Annotated in this window: 13 protein-coding genes; 11 read left to right on the top strand and 2 right to left on the bottom strand. The window is 62.6% G+C overall.

What is annotated here, in order from left to right:
- Positions 1-64: 64 nt before the first annotated feature.
- Entirely contained in the window at positions 65-343 is a 279-nt protein-coding gene (locus FF80_RS03460; RefSeq protein ID WP_035097535.1) for a hypothetical protein, read from the top strand.
- Between the two features lie 308 nt (positions 344-651).
- Here FF80_RS03460 and FF80_RS03455 read toward each other — a convergent pair whose 3' ends face one another.
- Entirely contained in the window at positions 652-1,671 is a 1,020-nt protein-coding gene (locus FF80_RS03455; protein WP_035097533.1) for a sulfate ABC transporter substrate-binding protein, read from the bottom strand.
- A gap of 302 nt (positions 1,672-1,973) precedes the next feature.
- Here FF80_RS03455 and FF80_RS03450 point away from each other — a divergent pair, with 302 nt between their 5' ends.
- From FF80_RS03450 to FF80_RS21565, 10 genes are all read left to right on the top strand, one after another.
- Positions 1,974-6,668 (top strand): NAD-glutamate dehydrogenase, encoded by a 4,695-nt coding sequence (locus tag FF80_RS03450; protein WP_244445694.1) that lies wholly within the window; start codon positions 1,974-1,976, stop codon positions 6,666-6,668.
- A gap of 247 nt (positions 6,669-6,915) precedes the next feature.
- Positions 6,916-7,875, top strand: coding sequence for a class 1 fructose-bisphosphatase (locus FF80_RS03445; RefSeq protein ID WP_035097530.1), 960 nt, complete (start codon positions 6,916-6,918; stop codon positions 7,873-7,875).
- Between the two features lie 113 nt (positions 7,876-7,988).
- On the top strand, positions 7,989-9,260 hold the full coding sequence (locus FF80_RS03440; RefSeq protein WP_035097528.1) for an AGE family epimerase/isomerase: 1,272 nt from the start codon (positions 7,989-7,991) through the stop codon (positions 9,258-9,260).
- A 51-nt stretch (positions 9,261-9,311) separates the two neighbouring features.
- On the top strand, positions 9,312-10,097 hold the full coding sequence (locus FF80_RS03435; protein ID WP_035097527.1) for an SDR family NAD(P)-dependent oxidoreductase: 786 nt from the start codon (positions 9,312-9,314) through the stop codon (positions 10,095-10,097).
- Between the two features lie 120 nt (positions 10,098-10,217).
- Positions 10,218-11,096: a carboxylating nicotinate-nucleotide diphosphorylase gene (gene nadC / locus FF80_RS03430; RefSeq protein WP_035097526.1), complete on the top strand. Its 879-nt coding sequence runs from the start codon at positions 10,218-10,220 to the stop codon at positions 11,094-11,096.
- A 2-nt stretch (positions 11,097-11,098) separates the two neighbouring features.
- On the top strand, positions 11,099-11,920 hold the full coding sequence (gene cysQ, locus FF80_RS03425) for a 3'(2'),5'-bisphosphate nucleotidase CysQ (RefSeq protein WP_052153126.1): 822 nt from the start codon (positions 11,099-11,101) through the stop codon (positions 11,918-11,920).
- Positions 11,921-12,238: 318 nt separating this feature from the next.
- Positions 12,239-12,787: a PadR family transcriptional regulator gene (locus tag FF80_RS03420; RefSeq protein WP_035097525.1), complete on the top strand. Its 549-nt coding sequence runs from the start codon at positions 12,239-12,241 to the stop codon at positions 12,785-12,787.
- Between the two features lie 16 nt (positions 12,788-12,803).
- Positions 12,804-14,066, top strand: a complete 1,263-nt coding sequence (locus FF80_RS03415; protein ID WP_052153124.1) for an efflux RND transporter periplasmic adaptor subunit — start codon at positions 12,804-12,806, stop codon at positions 14,064-14,066.
- Positions 14,063-17,410: an efflux RND transporter permease subunit gene (locus tag FF80_RS03410; protein ID WP_052153123.1), complete on the top strand. Its 3,348-nt coding sequence runs from the start codon at positions 14,063-14,065 to the stop codon at positions 17,408-17,410. The genes FF80_RS03415 and FF80_RS03410 overlap by 4 nt, the downstream gene beginning before the upstream one ends.
- Positions 17,411-17,506: 96 nt before the next feature.
- The gene (locus FF80_RS21565) at positions 17,507-17,677 is read left to right on the top strand and encodes a hypothetical protein (RefSeq protein ID WP_152558245.1); all 171 of its coding nucleotides are present in this window, start codon (positions 17,507-17,509) and stop codon (positions 17,675-17,677) included.
- 132 nt (positions 17,678-17,809) lie between these two features.
- Here the strand turns inward: FF80_RS21565 and FF80_RS20810 are convergent, their stop codons facing one another.
- Positions 17,810-18,343: a GNAT family N-acetyltransferase gene (locus FF80_RS20810; protein WP_052153122.1), complete on the bottom strand. Its 534-nt coding sequence runs from the start codon at positions 18,341-18,343 to the stop codon at positions 17,810-17,812.
- Positions 18,344-18,399 lie beyond the last annotated feature (56 nt).

Raw genomic sequence — 18,399 nt, 5'->3', positions numbered from 1 at the left:
TTTGTCGCTGGCGGCGCGCAACCCTCGGGCGCTGCTGGAAGTTCTACCGGCGAGGGAGATGTCCATGCCCCGCTATTTTTTCCATTACCGCACCGATGACGAGCTGATCCGCGATATCGATGGGAGCGAATTCAGCGATCTTGATGCTGCCGAACACAATGCCGCAGAGCTGGGCCGGGCGATCATCGATCGTGCGATGAGCACCGGCGGAGACGCGCGGGCGCCGCGGTCGATCGAGATTACCGACGCGGCGGGGGTGGAGCTGCTTTATGTGGTGTTTTGGGCCGGGCCCAAGGTGGGCGAAGGTCCGGGGTCGCCGGTGGGGCCGGTGACGGTGCATTGAGTTTTTTGCCGGTGAACGATGCCTCTTCCTTCTCTCCTTGAGGGAGAAGGTGCCCGACGGACGGATGAGGGGTTGTTTCCGCAAGCGTTGAAGCATGGGCGGGCTTGCGCCATTCGAGCATAGCTCTCATGGCCTTCTCACCCTGATCATTCTTCTGGACGAAGAGTGATCTGTCCCTCTCCTACAAGGGGCGAGGGGAGGCTGAGTGGGCGGGCGAGATGGTGCCACGACCTCGTGGTTCGACAGGCTCACCATGAGGTCTACTGGTTAGAGCGCCGGCCTGTCACGCCGGCGTGTTTATTGGATGCTTACTGCGCGTAAATCTGGTCGAACACGCCGCCATCGCCGAAGAATTCGGGTTGGGCTTTGCGCCAGCCGCCGAAGGCTTCGATGGTGACGAGGTTCACTTCGCCAAAGCGGGCGATATCTTCGGGGGCGGCGGCCTCGGGCTTGAAGGGGCGGTAGTAATTGGCGGCCGCGATCTTCTGGCCTTCGTCGGAATAGAGATATTGCAGATAGGCTGTGGCAAGGTCGGTATTGCCCTTCCTTTCGGCATTGCCGACGACGAGGGCCACCGGCGGTTCGGCCAGGATCGACACCGAGGGGGTGACGATGTCGAAGGCGTCGGGGCCGAGTTCTTCGAGCGCCAGATAGGCTTCGTTTTCCCAGGCCAGCAGCACATCGCCAATGCCGCGCTGTACGAATGTGGTGGTGGAGCCACGCGCACCGGTATCGAGCACGGGGACGTGCTTATAAAGATCGGTCACATAAGCCTTGGCAGTTTCGTCGCTGCCGCCGGGTTGCGCCTTGGCCCAGGCCCAGCCGGCCAGCAGGTTCCAGCGGGCGCCACCCGAGGTCTTGGGATTTGGGGTGATGACTTCGACGCCATCCTTGATCAGGTCGCCCCAGTCATTGAGACCCTTGGGGTTACCCTTGCGGACCAGGAAGACGATGGTCGAGGTGTAGGGGGCGTTGTTATTTTCGAGGGTGCCGCGCCAGTTTTCCGGGATGAGGGCCGGATCGGCGTCGGAGATGGCATTGATGTCGCTTTCGAGCGCCAGGGTGACCACATCGGCCTCAAGGCCGTCGATGACGGTGCGGGCCTGGGCGCCGGAGCCGCCATGGGTGGTCTGCACAGCCACCGTCTCGCCCTGGGTTTCCTGCCAATGAGCAATAAAGGCCCGGTTGAACTGCTGGTAGAGTTCACGCGTCGGATCGTAGCTCACATTGATGATCGTGCGGTCCTGGGCACGGCCGGTTACGGCAAAACCGAGCACAAGGGACGCGGCAAGGCCGGTAAGGGCCAGAATCCTGGCTAGGTGTTTCATCGTTCATCTCCCATCGGGATCGTGTGCTTAAAGACTACCAGATCACTAGGGTATTGCAAGCGAGCCATTGCGCCTCTCGTAGCCGGATAAGAAAACGCTTTGCCCTCTTTTCGCTCCCTGGCAGCAAAAACGTCGCGACGCGCCGTCGCAAATCACCGCCAGAGCAATTTCATTCCCATTCGCTACCAAAATATAAAGGCCGTCATCCGCCCATTGTCTGCTCGCACTATTGTGCGAAGGGATGGCAGACAGCGCGCGCCGGGGTGCCTACAGTGGCGGCGCGAGACTGGGGAGTACACGACGTGACGCATGAGGACAGGTCCAACCGGCAAACCATGCTGGAGCGGGCAGCACTATTGCTGGCGAGCGAGCCGGGATTTGGGCGTTTCTTCAAAGCCGCCATTCTGGCAACCGATGGCGAAGACCTCGGCACGCAGGCTCCCGATGCGTTCGAATCGGTGTTGCGGAATGCCTATAAGCATTTGCTGGCCTATGACGGGGAAAACAGCCGCATTGTCGCCACGGGCCCGGCCACGGCGGGGGAAGCGCTGGTGCTCGATATCGTGTCGCCAGATATGCCGTTTATCGTCGATAGCGCGCTCGCGGCCCTGCGGGCGGCGGGCGGCAATGTGCGGCTGTTTACCCACCCAGTGGTGCTGGTGGGCAATGGCGAGGTGAATGACGGTGACGGACGCTCGCTGAGCCTGTTGCACATTCACAGCGACCCGGTGGCCGACGTCGATGGGCTGGTGGCGGAAATCGAAAGCACGATGGCCGATGTGGCCCATGCGGTGCGCGACTGGCAGCCTATGCTCGAGCGGTTGCGGCGCGCGGCCAAGGATCTCGAGCGAACCAAAGGGGCGCAGCGGGACGAGGCGCTGGCTTTTGTCGATTGGCTGATCGAGCACAATTTTACCTTCCTGGGCCTGCGCCAATATGGCGTGGAGGGGGAGGCGCTCGCTCCGGTGGCGGGGAGCGGGCTGGGCATATTGCGTGACCCCAATGTGCGGGTGTTGCGCAGCGGCTCCGATTATGTGGAGACGACGCCGCAGCACAAGGCCTTTATGGCGGAGAGCGAACCGCTGCTGGTGACCAAGGCCAATGTGCGCTCGCGGGTGCATCGGCGGGTGCACCTTGATTATGTGGGGATCAAGCTGTTTGGCGCCAATGGCGAGGCGGTGGGCGAATTGCGTGTGGTGGGGCTGTTTACCGCCCAGGCACTGGCCATGCCGCATACCGATGTGCCGATCATCCGCCGCAAGATTGCCGAGGTGATGCGCAAATCGGGGCTCGACCCGCTGGGGCATGACGGGCGGGCGCTGCTGAGCGCGCTGGATAGCTATCCGCGCGACGAGCTGTTCCAGATCGGGGTGGATCAGCTGTATGAATTTTCCAGCGCGATTTCGGCGCTCTATGACCGGCCGCGCGTGCGGGTTTTGCCGCGCATCGACCGGTTCGACAATTTCGTGTCGATCCTGGTTTATGTGCCGCGTGACCGCTATGACGGGGAAGCGCGGGCGCGGATTACGCGCTACCTGGCGCAGGTTTATGACGGGCGGGTTTCGGCGTTTTATCCGAATTTTCCCGAGGGTGAGCTGGTCCGGCTGCATGTGATTATCGGGCGGATTGCCGGACCGACGCCGCAGCCAAGCCGGAGCGAACTGGAAGCGCGCGTGGATGCGCTGACCTCCAATTTCGGCGATACACTGGCGGCGACGGCGAAAAATCCGGCTTCGGTCAGCGATTATCGCGGGGCATTTTCGGCGGCCTATCAATCGCGCAACACAGCCGAGGATGCGCATGCCGATATCGCGGCGCTGCAGGCGCTGGGCGATGGCACGGGCGTGGCCATCAGGCTGCGCAGCCGCACCGGTACGGATGGCTCGCTGGGGCTGAAATTCTATCATCGCGAGACAGCTATTCCGTTGAGCGATCGCGTGCCGATGCTGGAGGCTTTCGGGTTCCGGGTGATTGATGAGCGGACCTATACGATCGTGCCGCGCGACGGGGTGGAGCGGTATCTGCACGACATGGTGCTGGAGCCGGCCGAGGCCGGGTTCGATGTGGCCGTGCGGGGCGGGGCAGTCGAGGACGGGCTGCTGGCGGTTTGGAACGGGGCAGCGGAAAGCGATCAGCTCAATACGCTAGTGAGCCGCACCAAGCTGGCCTGGCACGATGTGGCATTGCTGCGGGCGCTGTCGCGCTATGTCCGGCAGATCGGGATTTCCTATTCGCAGCGCTATATTGCAAGCGTGTTGGTGAAGCAGAGTGCGGCGGCGACGGGGCTGATCGATCTGTTTAATGCCCTGCATGACCCACGCGCCACCGAGCGGGAAGTGGCGGCCGAGCAGGCGCGCGAGGCGATCGCTGCGGCGCTTGACGCCATGGCGTCGCTCGATGAAGACACGATTGTGCGGCGGTTCCTGAACCTGGTGGAAGCCTCGGTGCGGACCAACGCGTTCCAGCGCGATGCCGAAGGCAATCGCCTGCCGGCGCTGGCGATCAAGTTCAATAGTGGCCGGGTGGATGGGATGGTCGCGCCGCGGCCGTTCCGCGAGATTTCGGTCTATTCGCCACGGGTGGAGGGCGTTCACCTGCGATTTGGCGCCATTGCGCGCGGGGGCTTGCGCTGGTCGGACCGGCCGGAGGATTTCCGCACCGAAGTGCTGGGGCTGGTCAAGGCGCAGCAGGTGAAGAATGCGGTGATCGTGCCGGTGGGGGCCAAGGGCGGTTTCGTGCCCAAGCATCTCACGCCGGGCATGGCGCGCGAGGCGTTTCTGGCCGAGGGTGTGGCTGCCTACAAGATTTTCATCGGTGCGCTGCTGGATGTGACGGATAATCTGGCAGAGGGCGCCGTGGTGCCGCCGCGCGATGTGGTGCGGCGGGATGGGGACGATCCCTATCTGGTGGTGGCGGCGGACAAGGGCACGGCGAGTTTCTCCGACACAGCCAATGGAATCGCGACGAGCCGTGGCTATTGGCTGGGCGACGCCTTCGCCTCGGGCGGCTCGGCCGGCTATGACCACAAGAAAATGGGCATCACCGCGCGCGGCGGCTGGGAAGCCGTAAAACGCCATTTCCGCGAGATGGACCGCGATATCCAGCGCGAACCATTCACTGTGGTCGGCGTGGGCGACATGAGCGGGGATGTGTTCGGCAATGGCATGTTGCTATCGCCCGCCATCGAATTGGTGGCGGCGTTCGACCACCGCGACATCTTCATCGATCCACACCCGGACGCGGGCAAATCGCTGGCGGAGCGGCAGCGGCTGTTCGCCCTGCCCCGCTCGAGCTGGCAGGACTATGACCGGAGCCTGATTTCCAATGGCGGCGGGGTGTTTTCGCGCAGCCTCAAATCCATTCCCCTGAGTGCGGAGGCGCGGGCTGTATTGGGCATCGAAGCGGCACAGGCGACACCGGCGGAGGTGATGTCGGCCATTTTGCGGGCGCAGGTGGATCTGCTGTGGTTCGGCGGCATTGGCACCTATGTGCGCGGGAGCCAGGAAACGGATGCCGAAGTGGGCGACCGGGCCAATGACGCGATCCGCGTTGTCGCGGGGGAAGTGCGCGCCAAGGTGATCGGGGAAGGCGCCAATCTGGGCGTGACACAGCGCGGGCGCGTGGATTATGCGCTGGCCGGCGGGCGGATCAATACCGACGCCATCGACAATTCGGCCGGGGTGAATTCGAGCGATCTTGAGGTCAATATCAAGATTGCGGTGGCGCCGCTGGTGGCGGCTGGCACGCTGGATATGGAGGCGCGCAACAGCTTCCTTGCCAGCATGACCGATGAGGTGGCAGCGCTGTGCCTGCGGAATAATTATCTGCAGACGCTGGCGATTTCGCTGGCCGAGCGGGCGGGCCTGGCGGAACTGCCGGATCATCGGGTGCTGATCGAGCAGCTGGAAGCGCGGGGCCTGCTCGACCGGGCGGTGGAGTTTTTGCCCAGCGACGCGGCGCTTGATGTACGCGGGGCGGCGCTGAGCCGGCCGGAGCTGGCGGTGATCCTGGCCTATGCCAAGCTGACGCTTTATGCGGACCTGCTCGAAGGGCGCGATATCGACGACGCGTATCTGGCGGGCGAGCTCTATCGGTATTTCCCCGAGACGCTGCACATGAGCTATCCCGACGCGGTGGCGCAACATCGGCTCAAGCGCGAAGTGATCGCGACGGTCTTGGCCAATGCGATGATCAATCGCGGCGGGCCGGCCTTTGTCAGCGAAATGATGGGCTCGACCAGCGCCAATCCGGGCGAAGTGGCGCTGGCTTATGCGGCGACGCGCGATGTCTATGGGCTGACCGAGCTCAACACGATGATTGACGGGCTCGATGGATTGGTGCCGGGCGCGGTGCAATTGGGGCTTTATGCCGAGGTGGCGGAGCTATTGCGGCAGGAAACGCTTTGGTTCCTGCGCAATGCCAATGTGAGCGAAGGGCTTGAGGCGCTGGTGGCGCGGCACAAGGCCGGCGTGGCGACGCTGCGCAGCATGCTGGCGAGCACCCTGCCCGCGTCGCTGAGCCAGGCCGTGACGGCGCGGATGGCCGATCTGGTGGCCCAGGGCGTGCCGGAGGCGGTTGCGCGGAGCCTGGCGGAACTGCCGATCCTCTCCTATGCCAGCGATATCGTGCTGGTCAGCGAGCGCTGCGGCGTATCGGTGGCCGATGGCGCGGCGGCATTCTTTGGGGTGTTTGGGGCGTTCAACCTGTGGCCGGTCATCGAACAGGGCCGCGCGATTGTGCTGGCCGACCGGTTCGACCGCATGGCGCTGGACCGGGCGCTGGCCAATGTGATGCGGGCGCAGCGCGATATCACGGCGGACGTGCTCAAGGTGCCGGGTGGTGCGGTGACGGATCGATTGGCGCGGTGGAATAGCGAGGAGCGTGCCGGGATTGCGCGGACGGCGGCGGCGGTGGCCGAACTGACACAGGGGACGCTGACGGTGTCGCGGCTGAGCGTGGCGGCGGGGCTATTGGCGGATTTGGCGCGGGAGGGGTGAGGCGCCTCCGATGCCCACCCTCTCCCCTTGTGGGAGAGGGACAGATCATTCTGCGTTCAGCGGAATGATCAGGGTGAGGGGTATGGAGCTATCCCGTGCTGCAAAGCCAAAGAAGGCCCCTCATCCGCCCTTCGGGCACCTTCTCCCACGAGGGGAGAAGGAAGGAATGTGCCTAGCCGAAAGTCGGCCTTGCCTCCAGGCTGGCCATCACCACACTGGCGCCAACCGATTTAGGAATGAGAGCATCATGACCACTTCCCTCGCCCAATGGCTTGCTGCGCAGAATGTGGCTGCTGAACTTGCCAGCGTTGTCGCTTCGATGGCGGCGGCGAGTGCGGAGATTGGGGCAGTGTTGCGGCTGGCGCCGATTGCCGGGCAGACCGGGCTGGCGGGGCATACCAATGTGCAGGGGGAGGCGCAGAAGGAGCTTGATGTCGTCAGCAATGACATCGTTCTCAAGCACTTGGCGGCCAATGCCAATGTTTCGATTCTGGTGTCCGAAGAGCTGGATGAAGCGGTTCATATGGAGAATCAGGGCCGCTACATGGTGGCAACGGACCCGCTGGATGGATCTTCGAATCTGGATGTAAACGTCACTGTGGGCACGATCTTTTCGGTGCTGGGGGTCGATCCGGCCAAGCCGGACCTGCTGCAGAAGGGCTCGGCGCAGCTGGCGGCGGGATATGCGGCCTATGGACCGGCGACGAGCCTGGTGCTGACATTCGGAACCGGCACGAGCGTGTTCACCCTCGATAGCAGCGGGCAGTTCGTGCTGACGCAGGAGGGTATCAAAGTGCCGGCGGCGTCGGGGGAATATGCGATCAATACGGCGCGGGAGCGGTTCTGGGACCAGCCGACGCTGGCCTATGTCACCGAGAATGTGGCGGGGGAAACCGGGGCGGCGGGCAAGCGCTACAATATGCGTTGGGTGGGCTCGATGGTGGCCGATATCCATCGCATCCTGATGCGGGGTGGGATTTTCCTTTATCCGCTCGATAGCGAGACGGTGAGCAAGGGCGGGCGGCTGCGGCTGCTCTATGAGGCCAATCCGATGGCATTGCTGGTTGAGGCGGCGGGCGGCAAGTCGACCACCGGGCATGAGCGGATATTGGATGTGCAGCCCACGGGGATTCACCAGCGGGTGCCGGTGATTTTGGGGTCGGCGGAGGAAGTGAGCCGGGTCGAGGGGTTTTACGCCAAGGAATAGCCGGCCAGCACAATTCTGCGCAATGCCAACGGGATGGCGCGCGATCGAAATTGCAACGTTCTTATTCCGCCCGTATACAAGCGTCCAATAGCAGCGGCGAGACCGGAGCCAGCATGAGCGACGCGCAATATACCCTTCCCAAGACCAATTCGGGCCCGTGGAATACGCGTCCGTTTCATCGGCAATGGCTGATGCGGCAGGCCAATAACCTGTTCGATTTTTTCGAGGCGGCGTCGCTTAATCCCAAGGGCGGGTTTTTCGAGCTGGACGATGCGGGCAAGCCGCTGGATGCAGCCAATTCGACGCGGCAGATTCATGGCACCACGCGCATGGTGCATTGCGCGGCCATTGGCAGCCTGATCGGGCGGCCGGGTTCGGGGGAAATCCTGGACCATGGCATGCAATATATCTGGAACCAGCATCGCGACACCCGGCGCGGTGGCTATTTCTGGTCGCTGGATAATGACGGGGTGAAGGACGGTTCCAAGCAGGCCTATGGGCATGCTTTCGTGTTACTGGCGGCCTCGAGTGCCAAGCTGGTGGGCCACCCGCTGGCCGAACAGATGCTGGCTGACGTGACCGAGGTGATCAATACCCGCTTCTGGGATGCGAGCCGGGGCGCGGTGAAGGACGAGTATATTTCGGACTGGTCCAAGCTGCTGCCCTATCGCGGGCAGAACGCCAATATGCATATGACCGAGGCGCTGATGGCGGCGTTCGAGGCGACGGGCAATAAGGACTATCTGACCAAGGCCGAGGCCATTGCCAAGCTGATCATTGCCGAGCACGCGGCTTCATTGGGCTATCGGGTAGCGGAGCATTTTGACGAGAACTGGGTGCTCGACAAGAATTACCTGGGCAATGAAATGTTCCGTCCGGCGGGCACCACGCCCGGCCATTGGCTGGAATGGAGCCGGCTGCTCATCCAGCTGTGGGTATTGGGCGAGAAGCGGCTGCATTGGCTGACCGATGCGGCGCGGCACCTGTTCCGCGCGGCGATCGATCTGGGCTGGGACAAGGTCCATGGCGGATTTTTCTACACGCTGGACTGGGACAATAAGCCGGTGATGCGCGAGAAGCTGTGGTGGCCTCTGGCTGAGGCGATCGGGGCGGCTTCGTTCCTCACCGCCTATGACCGGGATGACTATTTCCAGATCTGGTATCGCAAGCTGTGGGATTTTGCGGACAACCATATGATCGACCATGCGCGCGGCGGCTGGCTGAGCGAACTCAAGGAAGATCTGACGCCGACTTCGCGGCTGTTCGTGGGCAAGCCGGATATCTACCATGCCCTGCAGGCCTGCCTGATCCCACTTTATCCGGCCAATGGGAGCCTGACCAAGGGCATTATCGAGGCGGACCACACGATCAAGACCGCGCTTTGACGCCAACCATCCGCGCCTTCGTGCGTTGCCATCCTGTAACAGGAGGCGCGGATGGACGAATTCCGAAACAAGGTGGCGTTGGTAACGGGCGCGGGCTCCGGCATCGGCAAGGCGGCGGCACTGACGCTGGGCGCAGCGGGCGCGACGGTGATTGCGCTGAGCAGGACTGGCGGCGAGGTGGAGCAAACGGCCGCCGAAATCGCCAAGGCCGGTGGCGAGGCACAGGCCATTGCCGCCGATATTTCCGACGATGTGGCAATGCAGCGGGCGATTGGCGAGATCATCGGCACGCATGGCCGGCTCGATATCGTGGTGGCGAATGCGGGAATCAATGGCGTTTGGGCACCGATCGAGAGCCTGACGCCGGAGGAATGGGACACCACGATCCGCGTCAATCTGCGGGGCACGTATCTGACGATCCACCACGCCGTGCCCCATCTTGAAGCGGCGGGCGGCGGCTCGATCGTGGTAATTTCCTCGATCAACGGTACGCGCAGCTTCGGCACACCGGGCGCCAGCGCCTATTCGGTGACCAAGGCGGGGCAATTGGCACTGGTGCAGCAATTGGCGCTGGAACTGGGCAGCCGACGCATTCGCATCAATGCGATCTGCCCCGGGGCGATCGAGAGCGAGATTTCGAACAATACCGAGAAGCGGGACACCGCACGGATTGAGATTCCGGTGGAATTCCCAATGGGGGACATTCCGCTGACTGGCGGCGAAAAGGGCAAGGCGCAGGATGTTGCCGATGCGGTGCTGTTTCTGGCCAGCGATGCGTCGAAGCATATTACGGGAACGCCGATCTGGATCGATGGAGGGCAGAGCCTGTTGCGGTAGTCCCGAAAGAAAGAAGAAAACGGAGGTTCCGCCTTCGCGGGAATGACACCGTGGGTGAAGGCCGACTTGCATGGCTTGGGCGCTGCGCGTACATCAGCGCCATTATAGTGAGATCGCGCTATGCCCGTTACGTCCCGCCTGCCTGCTCATTTGCCGCGCCTATTGGTGGAGCGCGCTGTCGCCGCTGCGCTGGAGGAGGATCTGGGGCTGGCGGGGGATTTGACCAGCCAGGCGACGCTGGCGCCCGATGCAGTGGCGGTGGCGAGCCTGTCGGCGCGCGAGGCGGGGGTGATTGCCGGGCTTGATCTGGCGGCGGCGGCATTTCGGCTGGTAGGCGACGGGGTGAGCTTCACCCCTGCCCTCGCCGATGGCGACCGGGTGGCGGCAGGTGGATTGGTGGCCACGGTCAGTGGTCCGGCCCGGCTGGTGATGTCGGCAGAGCGTGTAGCGCTCAATTTCCTCAATCATCTGAGTGGCGTGGCGAGCCGGACGCGGATCTATGCCGATGCGGTGGCGGGCACGGATGCGCAGATTTGCGATACGCGCAAGACGACACCGGGGCTGCGCGCCTTCGAGAAATATGCGGTGCGCTGCGGTGGCGGGGCCAATCACCGCTATAGCCTGGATGATGCTATCCTGATCAAGGACAATCATATCGCTGTCGCGGGTAGCGTGAGCGCGGCTTACAAGGCGGCCGAGGCATTTGCCGGGCATCTGGTGGCAATCGAAATTGAGGTGCAGAACCTGGCCGAGCTCGAAGAGGCATTGGCGGCAGGCGCGCGGATCGTGCTGCTCGACAATATGGACAATGACCTGCTGCGGCAGGCGGTGGCGCTGAACAAAGGCCGGGCGAAGCTGGAAGCCTCGGGCGGGGTGAAGCTGGACCGGGTGCGCTCGATTGCCGAAACGGGCGTCGATTTCATTTCGACCAGCCAGATCACGATGGCAGCAGTGCCGCTCGACCTGGGGCTCGATGTCGAGATCGGGGTGGCGCGATGAGCATGGCGGCATCCGTGGACACTCGGCCATTGACGGAACTGGCGCTGACCGCGGCGATTGCGGCGGCCAAGCTGATTTTGGACGTCTATAGCCGGCCGATTGCGGCGGTGACCAAGTCGGATGGATCCCCGGTGACGGAGGCAGATGCCGCCGCGGAGGCCGTGATCCTCGACTATCTGCGGCCCACCGGCATTCCCGTGCTGGGGGAAGAGAGTGTCGCGGCAGGGATTATTCCGGTGTTGGGCGAACGCTATTTCGTGGTCGATCCGCTCGATGGGACCAAGGAATTCATCAAGCGCAATGGCGAGTTCACGGTGAATATCGCGCTGGTGGAGCATGGCGTGCCGGTGATGGGCGTGGTGCTGGCGCCGGTCAGCGGGGAAACCTTTATCGGGGACGCGGGCGGGGCCTATGCCTGCGATGCATCAAGCGGAATTGCGACAGGCAAGCGGGCTATTTCGGTGGCGACGGCAGCACCGATGCGGGTGGTGGCCAGCCGCTCGCACGGCCATGCGGCGCTGGCGAGCCTGTGTGAGACCTTTGCGGTGGAGAGCGATGTATCGGTGGGCTCGTCGCTGAAATTTTGCCTATTGGCACGGGGCGATGCGCAGCTTTACCCGCGGTTTACGCCGACTTGCGAGTGGGACACGGCGGCGGGCCAGGCTGTGCTCGAAGCGGCGGGCGGCGCGGTCGTGACATTGGATGGCGAGCGCATGCGCTATGGCAAACACGATATCGGGTTCTTGAATCCCTATTTTGTGGCGGCGTCGAGCCTGGACCTGGCGCGGCGGGCGGCGGCGGAGATGAGCTCGATATTGGGATAGGAATCGGGCGTCGGAGTACCCCCTCCTAGCCTCCCCCTGATAGGGGGAGGGATGGATTGGGGCTGGCCGGCGCTGGTTCCCGGCCCGGGCTTATTGTCGCAAGGCTGGTGGCCAGCGCGGTTACCCGTGTTGGAACTAAGTTATTGTTCTGGCAAGCATGGCCCTAAGTATTGAAGCTGCCCGATTGCCCTCGCCATTGGCATGGCCTTAACTGTTCGACGCGACTTCTGCGTCCGCAATGCTTGCGCAACCTTCAGCAGCGATATATAGCCCCGGCATATATCGTTCCGGCATATGGGCCGGCGGAGCTGCAGCTACATGAACGTCAGAACCCTATGCCTTTCCATCCTCTATAACGAGGACGCGACCGGTTACGAGATCAGGCGGCAGTGCACGGATGGCGAATGTGCCTATTTCGTGGAGGCCAGCTTCGGTTCGATCTATCCGGCGCTCGCCAAGCTCGAAGATGACGGGCTGGTGACCAGCCGCAGCCAGACTCAGGACGGCAAGCCGACAAAAAAAATCTATTCTATTACCGAGGCCGGCCGGCTCGCTTTTGTCCATCACTTGAGCGAACCGCTAGCACCGAACATGTTCCGCAGCCCATTTTTGCTGTTCGCGCGTTACGCACATCTTTTGCCACAAGAGCTGGTGGAAGAACGCGTTACCGACTTTCTCAACGAATTCACCGGCAAGCGGGAGATGCTTGACGGTTTTCTCGGCAAGCATGGCACCAATGCTGCGGACACATGGGTAATCAATTATGGACGTGCCATGATGGAGGTTGCAGAGAACCACCTGCGCTCCCATATGCACGAACTGATCACAATGGCGCGAGCCGAGCCGAAAAAAGAAGCGGCTGAGTAGAAGGGGCGAATTTCTCATGCGTGCATTGCTTTCTTACGGTATTGCCTTGCTCATCCTGGTTGGCGCCGGGCTGTGGCTGGCAACTGGCACTTTGGTGATAGGCGGGAGCGGGCCGGGCGAGGGCGAGCGCTCGATCATTTCGGTCGTCGAAGGGCAGGAGCATGGCCCCATCGCCACGACACTGGCCGATGCCGGGGTGCTGGCGCACCACGAATCAACGACCACAGTCGACCCTGCTCTGACCATTGCCCAGCGCAATGAAGCCGAAATGGGGTCGGCGACGGAGCTGCAATCGGTCCGCACGACCACTTATGTGGCCAAGCCAATGTCCATCGAAGTGCCGCTGCGCGGCCGCACCGCCGCCAAGGCGAGCGTTTCCGCGGTGGCCGAAACGCCCGGCATCGTGGATGAAGTCAATGTGGTCAAGGGGCAGAATGTCAAAGTAGGCGACTTGCTCTGCACGCTGGACCAAGGCACCCGCGCCGCTGCGGTGGCACAGGCCGAAGCCGGACTTGCACAGGCCAATGCCTCACTGAACCAGGCCCAGCTCGACTATGACACCAATGAAAGCCTGCGTGGCCGGGGGCTTGCCGCCGCCAATACGGCGCGGGCGGTAGAAGTGGCGTTGTCTTCGGCCAAGGCCAATGTGAGCTCGGCCCAGGCAGCGCTCGACAATGCCAATGCCGAACTCGACCGCACGCGGATCATCGCCAAGGTAAACGGGGTGGTGCAGGACCCAATCGTTTCGGAAGGCGCCATGCTGGCCATGGGCTCGGCCTGCGCCACCATCGTGCAGCTCGATCCAATGCGCTTCCTGGGCCAGGTTCCCGAAGCGCGCATCGCGCTGGCCAAGACGGACCTGACTGCCTCGATCCGCACGGTGAACGGCCAGACCGCCGACGGCAAGGTGACCTATATCGCCTCGACCGCCGACAGCGCGACCCGCTCCTTCCCGGTGGAAATCGAATTCGCCAATCCCGACGGCGCCATCCGCGACGGCATCACCGCCCAGGCGACCATCAATATGGGGTCGGCTCCGGCACAGCTACTGCCACAATCTGTCCTGACGCTCAGCGATGATGGCGTTCTGGGTGTGCGGACCGTGGAGAACGAGAAGGTGAAGTTCTACCCGGTGCAGATCGTCAGCGATACGCGTGACGGCATCTGGGTGATGGGACTGCCCGCGTCGGTCGATGTGATCACGGTGGGCCAGGAATATGTGACTGAGGGCCAGACCGTGGCCGCTACCAACGTTGCAGCAGGAGGGGCCGCTTCATGATCGATTTTCTCGAACGCATACTGAGAATGCCGCGTGTGGTACTCACCGTCATGGTGCTGCTGCTTGGCGCGGGTCTATCGGCGTACCTCTCCCTTCCCAAGGAGAGCTTTCCGGCCATCGATATCCCCTACTTCTATGTTTCGGTAACCCAGACCGGCGTGTCGCCCCGCGACGCCGAGCAATTGCTCGTCAAGCCAGTCGAGGACCGGATCAAGGACATCGATGACCTCGAGAACTATTCCTCGACCGCGACTACCGGGCATGCCTCGGTGTTCCTCGAATTCAACGTCAATGCCGACAAGGACACCGCACTGAACGATATCCGCGCGGCGCTTGAGGGCGTGACCGCCGATCTGCCGGCGGAGGCCGATGAACCCGTCGTTACCGAAATCTCGTTCACTGACACGCCGGTTATCTATGTCGCGGTCTATGGCAATGTGCCTGAACGCGAATTGGTGCAGCGCGCCAAGGACCTGCAGGATGAACTGGAGGGCCTGCCCGACGCGCAGACCGTGACCATTTCGGGCCAGCGCGACGAGATGATGGAAGTTACCATCGACCAGAATCGTCTGGAAGCCTATGACCTGACTGCCACGCAACTGCTCGACGCATTGGCCAAGAACAATATGGTGGTTCCTGGCGGCACGCTCGACACCGGACGCGGCTCGTTCAACGTGGAAGTGCCGGGCCTGATCAAGAGCGTCGAGGACGTCTATACCCTGCCGCTCAAGGCTTCGGGCGACACGGTGGTGACGTTCGGCGACGTGGCGACCATTACCCGCACCTTCGAGGACGCGACGCAATACGCCCATGTGAACGGCCAGACGGCCATCACGCTGGGCGTGTCCAAGAAGCTGGGCACCAATGTCATCGATGTGTCCGATGAAGTACGGCGCGTGACCGCGGAATTCACCAAGGACTGGCCGCAGGGCGTGCAGACCTCGTTCCTGATCGACCAGGCCGACTCTACCAAGAACCTGTTCCGCTCGCTGGAAGCAGCGGTGCTGACCGCCGTTGCACTGGTGCTTATCACCTGCGTCGCCACCCTTGGCGTGCGTCCGGCCATCATGATCGGCATGTCGATCCCCATCTCGTTCATGGTGGCGTTCCTTGTGGTGCAGATGCTGGGCATGACCATCAATATGATGATCATGTTCGGACTGGTGATCGCGGTGGGCGTGCTGGTGGACGACCCCGTCGTGGTGGTGGAATATGCCGAACGAAAGCTGCAGGAGGGCGTTCCCAAGAAGGAAGCGTTCATCATGGCGGCCAGGAAGATGTTTGTGCCGGTGGTTTCGGCCACCTTCACCACGCTGGGTGCTTTCGTACCCCTGCTGTTCTGGCCGGGCATTATCGGCAAGTTCATGAGCTATCTGCCGATCATCGTGATCGTGGTGATGGTGGCCTCGCTGGTCTCCGCACTGATCTTCATGCCGATCATCGGCGCCTTTATCGCTTCGACGCATATCGATGAGAAGCAGAAGGAAGCCGCCGACATCGTCATGTATGCCGACAAGTTCGACCCCAAAAAGGTCGGCGGCATTACCGGTCACTACGTGCGGTTGATGGAACACCTGCTGCATCAACCGGTGCTGACGCTGGGCATCGGCTTCGGACTGGTGGCGGCGATGTTCGCGGCCTACATGATGAATCCGACCGGCACCGAGGCCTTCCCGGCTTCCGAGGCCGAATTTGGCACGGTCAATGTGATCACGCGCGGCAACTATTCGCCGGCCGAAATCCGCGACCTGCTGATGGAAGTGGAAACCGAGATCCTGCAGGTTCAGGGCATCCAGGACGTGGTGATGCGTTTCACCAATACTGGCGGCGGTGGCGATGGCATGAGCGCGTCGGCACCTCCCGACACGGTCGGTGCGTTCGACCTGCAGCTGATCAATTACAATGAACGCGTCAAGGCCGAAGAAATCTTCCAGACCATTCGCGAGCGCGTGGCCCATATTTCAGGCCTCGAGGTACAAATCGCGGCGCAGGAAAACGGCCCCCCGGCCGGCAAGGCCATCAACCTGCGGGTGGAAGGCACTGTGTATGACGATATCGCGCCGACCGTTGCCAAGCTGCGTGACTATATCGAGCACGATCTGGGCGGCGCCATCGACGTGGAAGACGGCCGCCCTGCCCCGGGTATCGACTGGCAGGTAACGATCGATCGCGTGGAAGCCGCCAAATACGGCATCGGCGTGCGCGAGCTGAGCCCCTATGTGCAGCTCGTGACTTCCGGCGTGACACTGGGCACCTATCGCCCGGATGACGGCACGACGAGTGACGAGCTCGACATCAAGGTCCGCCTGCCGGAAAGCGAACGCACCTTCGATGCCCTGGATTCGCTGCGCATCGTGACTTCGCAGGGCCTGGTGCCGGTCTCCAACTTCATCGAGCGCACGGCAGTGCCCAAGGTGGCGAATATCTCGCGCCGCAATGGGCTCTATTCGATGAATGTGGCGGCCAATCTGGAGCCGGGCCTGGATACCGCGGCCAAGGTGGCTCAGGTGCAGGAATGGCAGGCGAGCCAGGACTTGCCCTCGAGCGTCGAGATTGTCTATGGCGGTGCTGCAGAGCAGGTCGATGACACCAATGCGTTCATCGTGGCCGCATTCGGGGCCGCCATGTTCCTGATCTTCTTCATCCTGCTGCTGGAATATAACAGCTTCTGGCAGGTGCTGGTGACGCTGACCACGGTGATCATGTCGCTGGGTGGGGTGCTGCTTGGCATGCTGGTCACGGGGATGAGCTTCTCGGCGATCATGACCGGCCTGGGTATCGTGGCGCTGGCGGGTATCGTGGTGAAGAACGGCATCGTGCTGATCGACACCTATAACCACTACAATCGCGACGAAAATGTTGAACCGATCAAGGCCATGCTGCTGACCATCAGCCAACGCGTCCGGCCGGTTCTGTTGACCGCCACCGTGACGGCGCTGGGTGTGATCCCGATGGCGCTCAATGTGGAGTTCGACTTCATCCGCCGCGAAATCGTGGTGGGCGGCATTGCCGGTTCGTGGTTCATCCACCTGTCGGCGGCGCTGGTGTCGGGCCTGTTCGTCTCCACGGCCCTCACGCTGGTGATGGTGCCGGTGATGGTGGTGGCCCCGCATGTGATGAAGGGCCAGATCGGCTGGGTCATCCGCCAGGTTGGCAAGATGATCAACTCGGCCCGCAATGGCGGCAAGCAGGCGGCGGTTCCGGCCGGGTTCGATGGCATGGCCGTCGAAATCCCCGCCGATGCCGATGGCGCCAGGCGCTACATCGTCAGCAAGGAAGAAGGACTGGTCGAGAAGGACAAGAACGGCGTGACGATCGTCAGCCGGCCTGAAGCGGCGGAGTGATCTGACGCTAGCGAATGAGTTGGAAAGGCCCGCAGTGATGCGGGCCTTTTTGTTTTGAGTTATGCTAACGGTCACAGCAGTCTGACGAGAGAAACGATGCGACTGACTGCGGAACAGGCCATGGCCGATCTGCACAAGGCTATCGAAGCCACGATCGACGGCCCGGTGCATATTGAGAGCGAGGGCAAGGACGTGGCTGTCCTTCTGTCGCCGGAGCAATATGCGGCGCTTGCCGGCCCTGCTGCACGTGTTCCCGAGCGGAGTTAGAGCGGCTCATGGCGGCGAGTATCGAGCGGCATGGCTCGGTCTATTGGGCCCTCGCGACGTGGGAAGCGGAGAATGAGCCGCCGGAGACTTGATGAACGCGACGCCATAGTGGGTGGTGCAGCATCGCACCCCTCACCCGGCGCTGCGCGCCGACCTCTCCCCTGAGGGGCGAGGTGACGTTGCGCTGGTAGTCGAGGTAGTAAAAGCACTCAGCCGCCAGGTGTCGCCTTCGAACTGGATTTCGCTTGTGGCTGGGTTCAGTGGTGCCGTGGCCTTTTGCCAGAATGCGAGGGCGGTGGTGTTGGCGAGGGGGGTGGCGATGTGCCAGTTGCCGGGATGGTGGGCAAGGATTGTCGCGAGGGCTGCGCGGCCGGTGCCCCTGCCCCGGTAGGCTTTGAGGATGAAGAACTCGGCCATGAAGAAGCACGGCTGGCGGCCGGTGAGTGGGCATTCGTCGATGACCAGGGCAAAGCCGGCGATCTCGTTGCCCGCCATCACCAGATAGGGGAAGCGCCAGAAGCGGTCGAGGAAATCGTAGGCGAAGCGGCCATCGGGCTCGACCGGGAACGGCATGAACTCGGTCATGTCGTGGAGGTAGAGCTGGATCAGATTGGCGATTACCGGTTTTTGGTCCGGTGTGGCGGGGATGACCGATATATCCTGCATGGTTGGACTATGGCCGCGGTGTTGTTTGAGGACAAGCGCCGCTACAGCCAGCGCAG

It is taken from the genome of Devosia sp. LC5 (genome assembly GCF_000735585.1).
GTDB lineage: Bacteria > Pseudomonadota > Alphaproteobacteria > Rhizobiales > Devosiaceae > Devosia.
The sequence above is the reverse complement of the archived record's forward strand: the minus strand, read 5'-3'. Positions and strand labels throughout refer to the sequence as shown.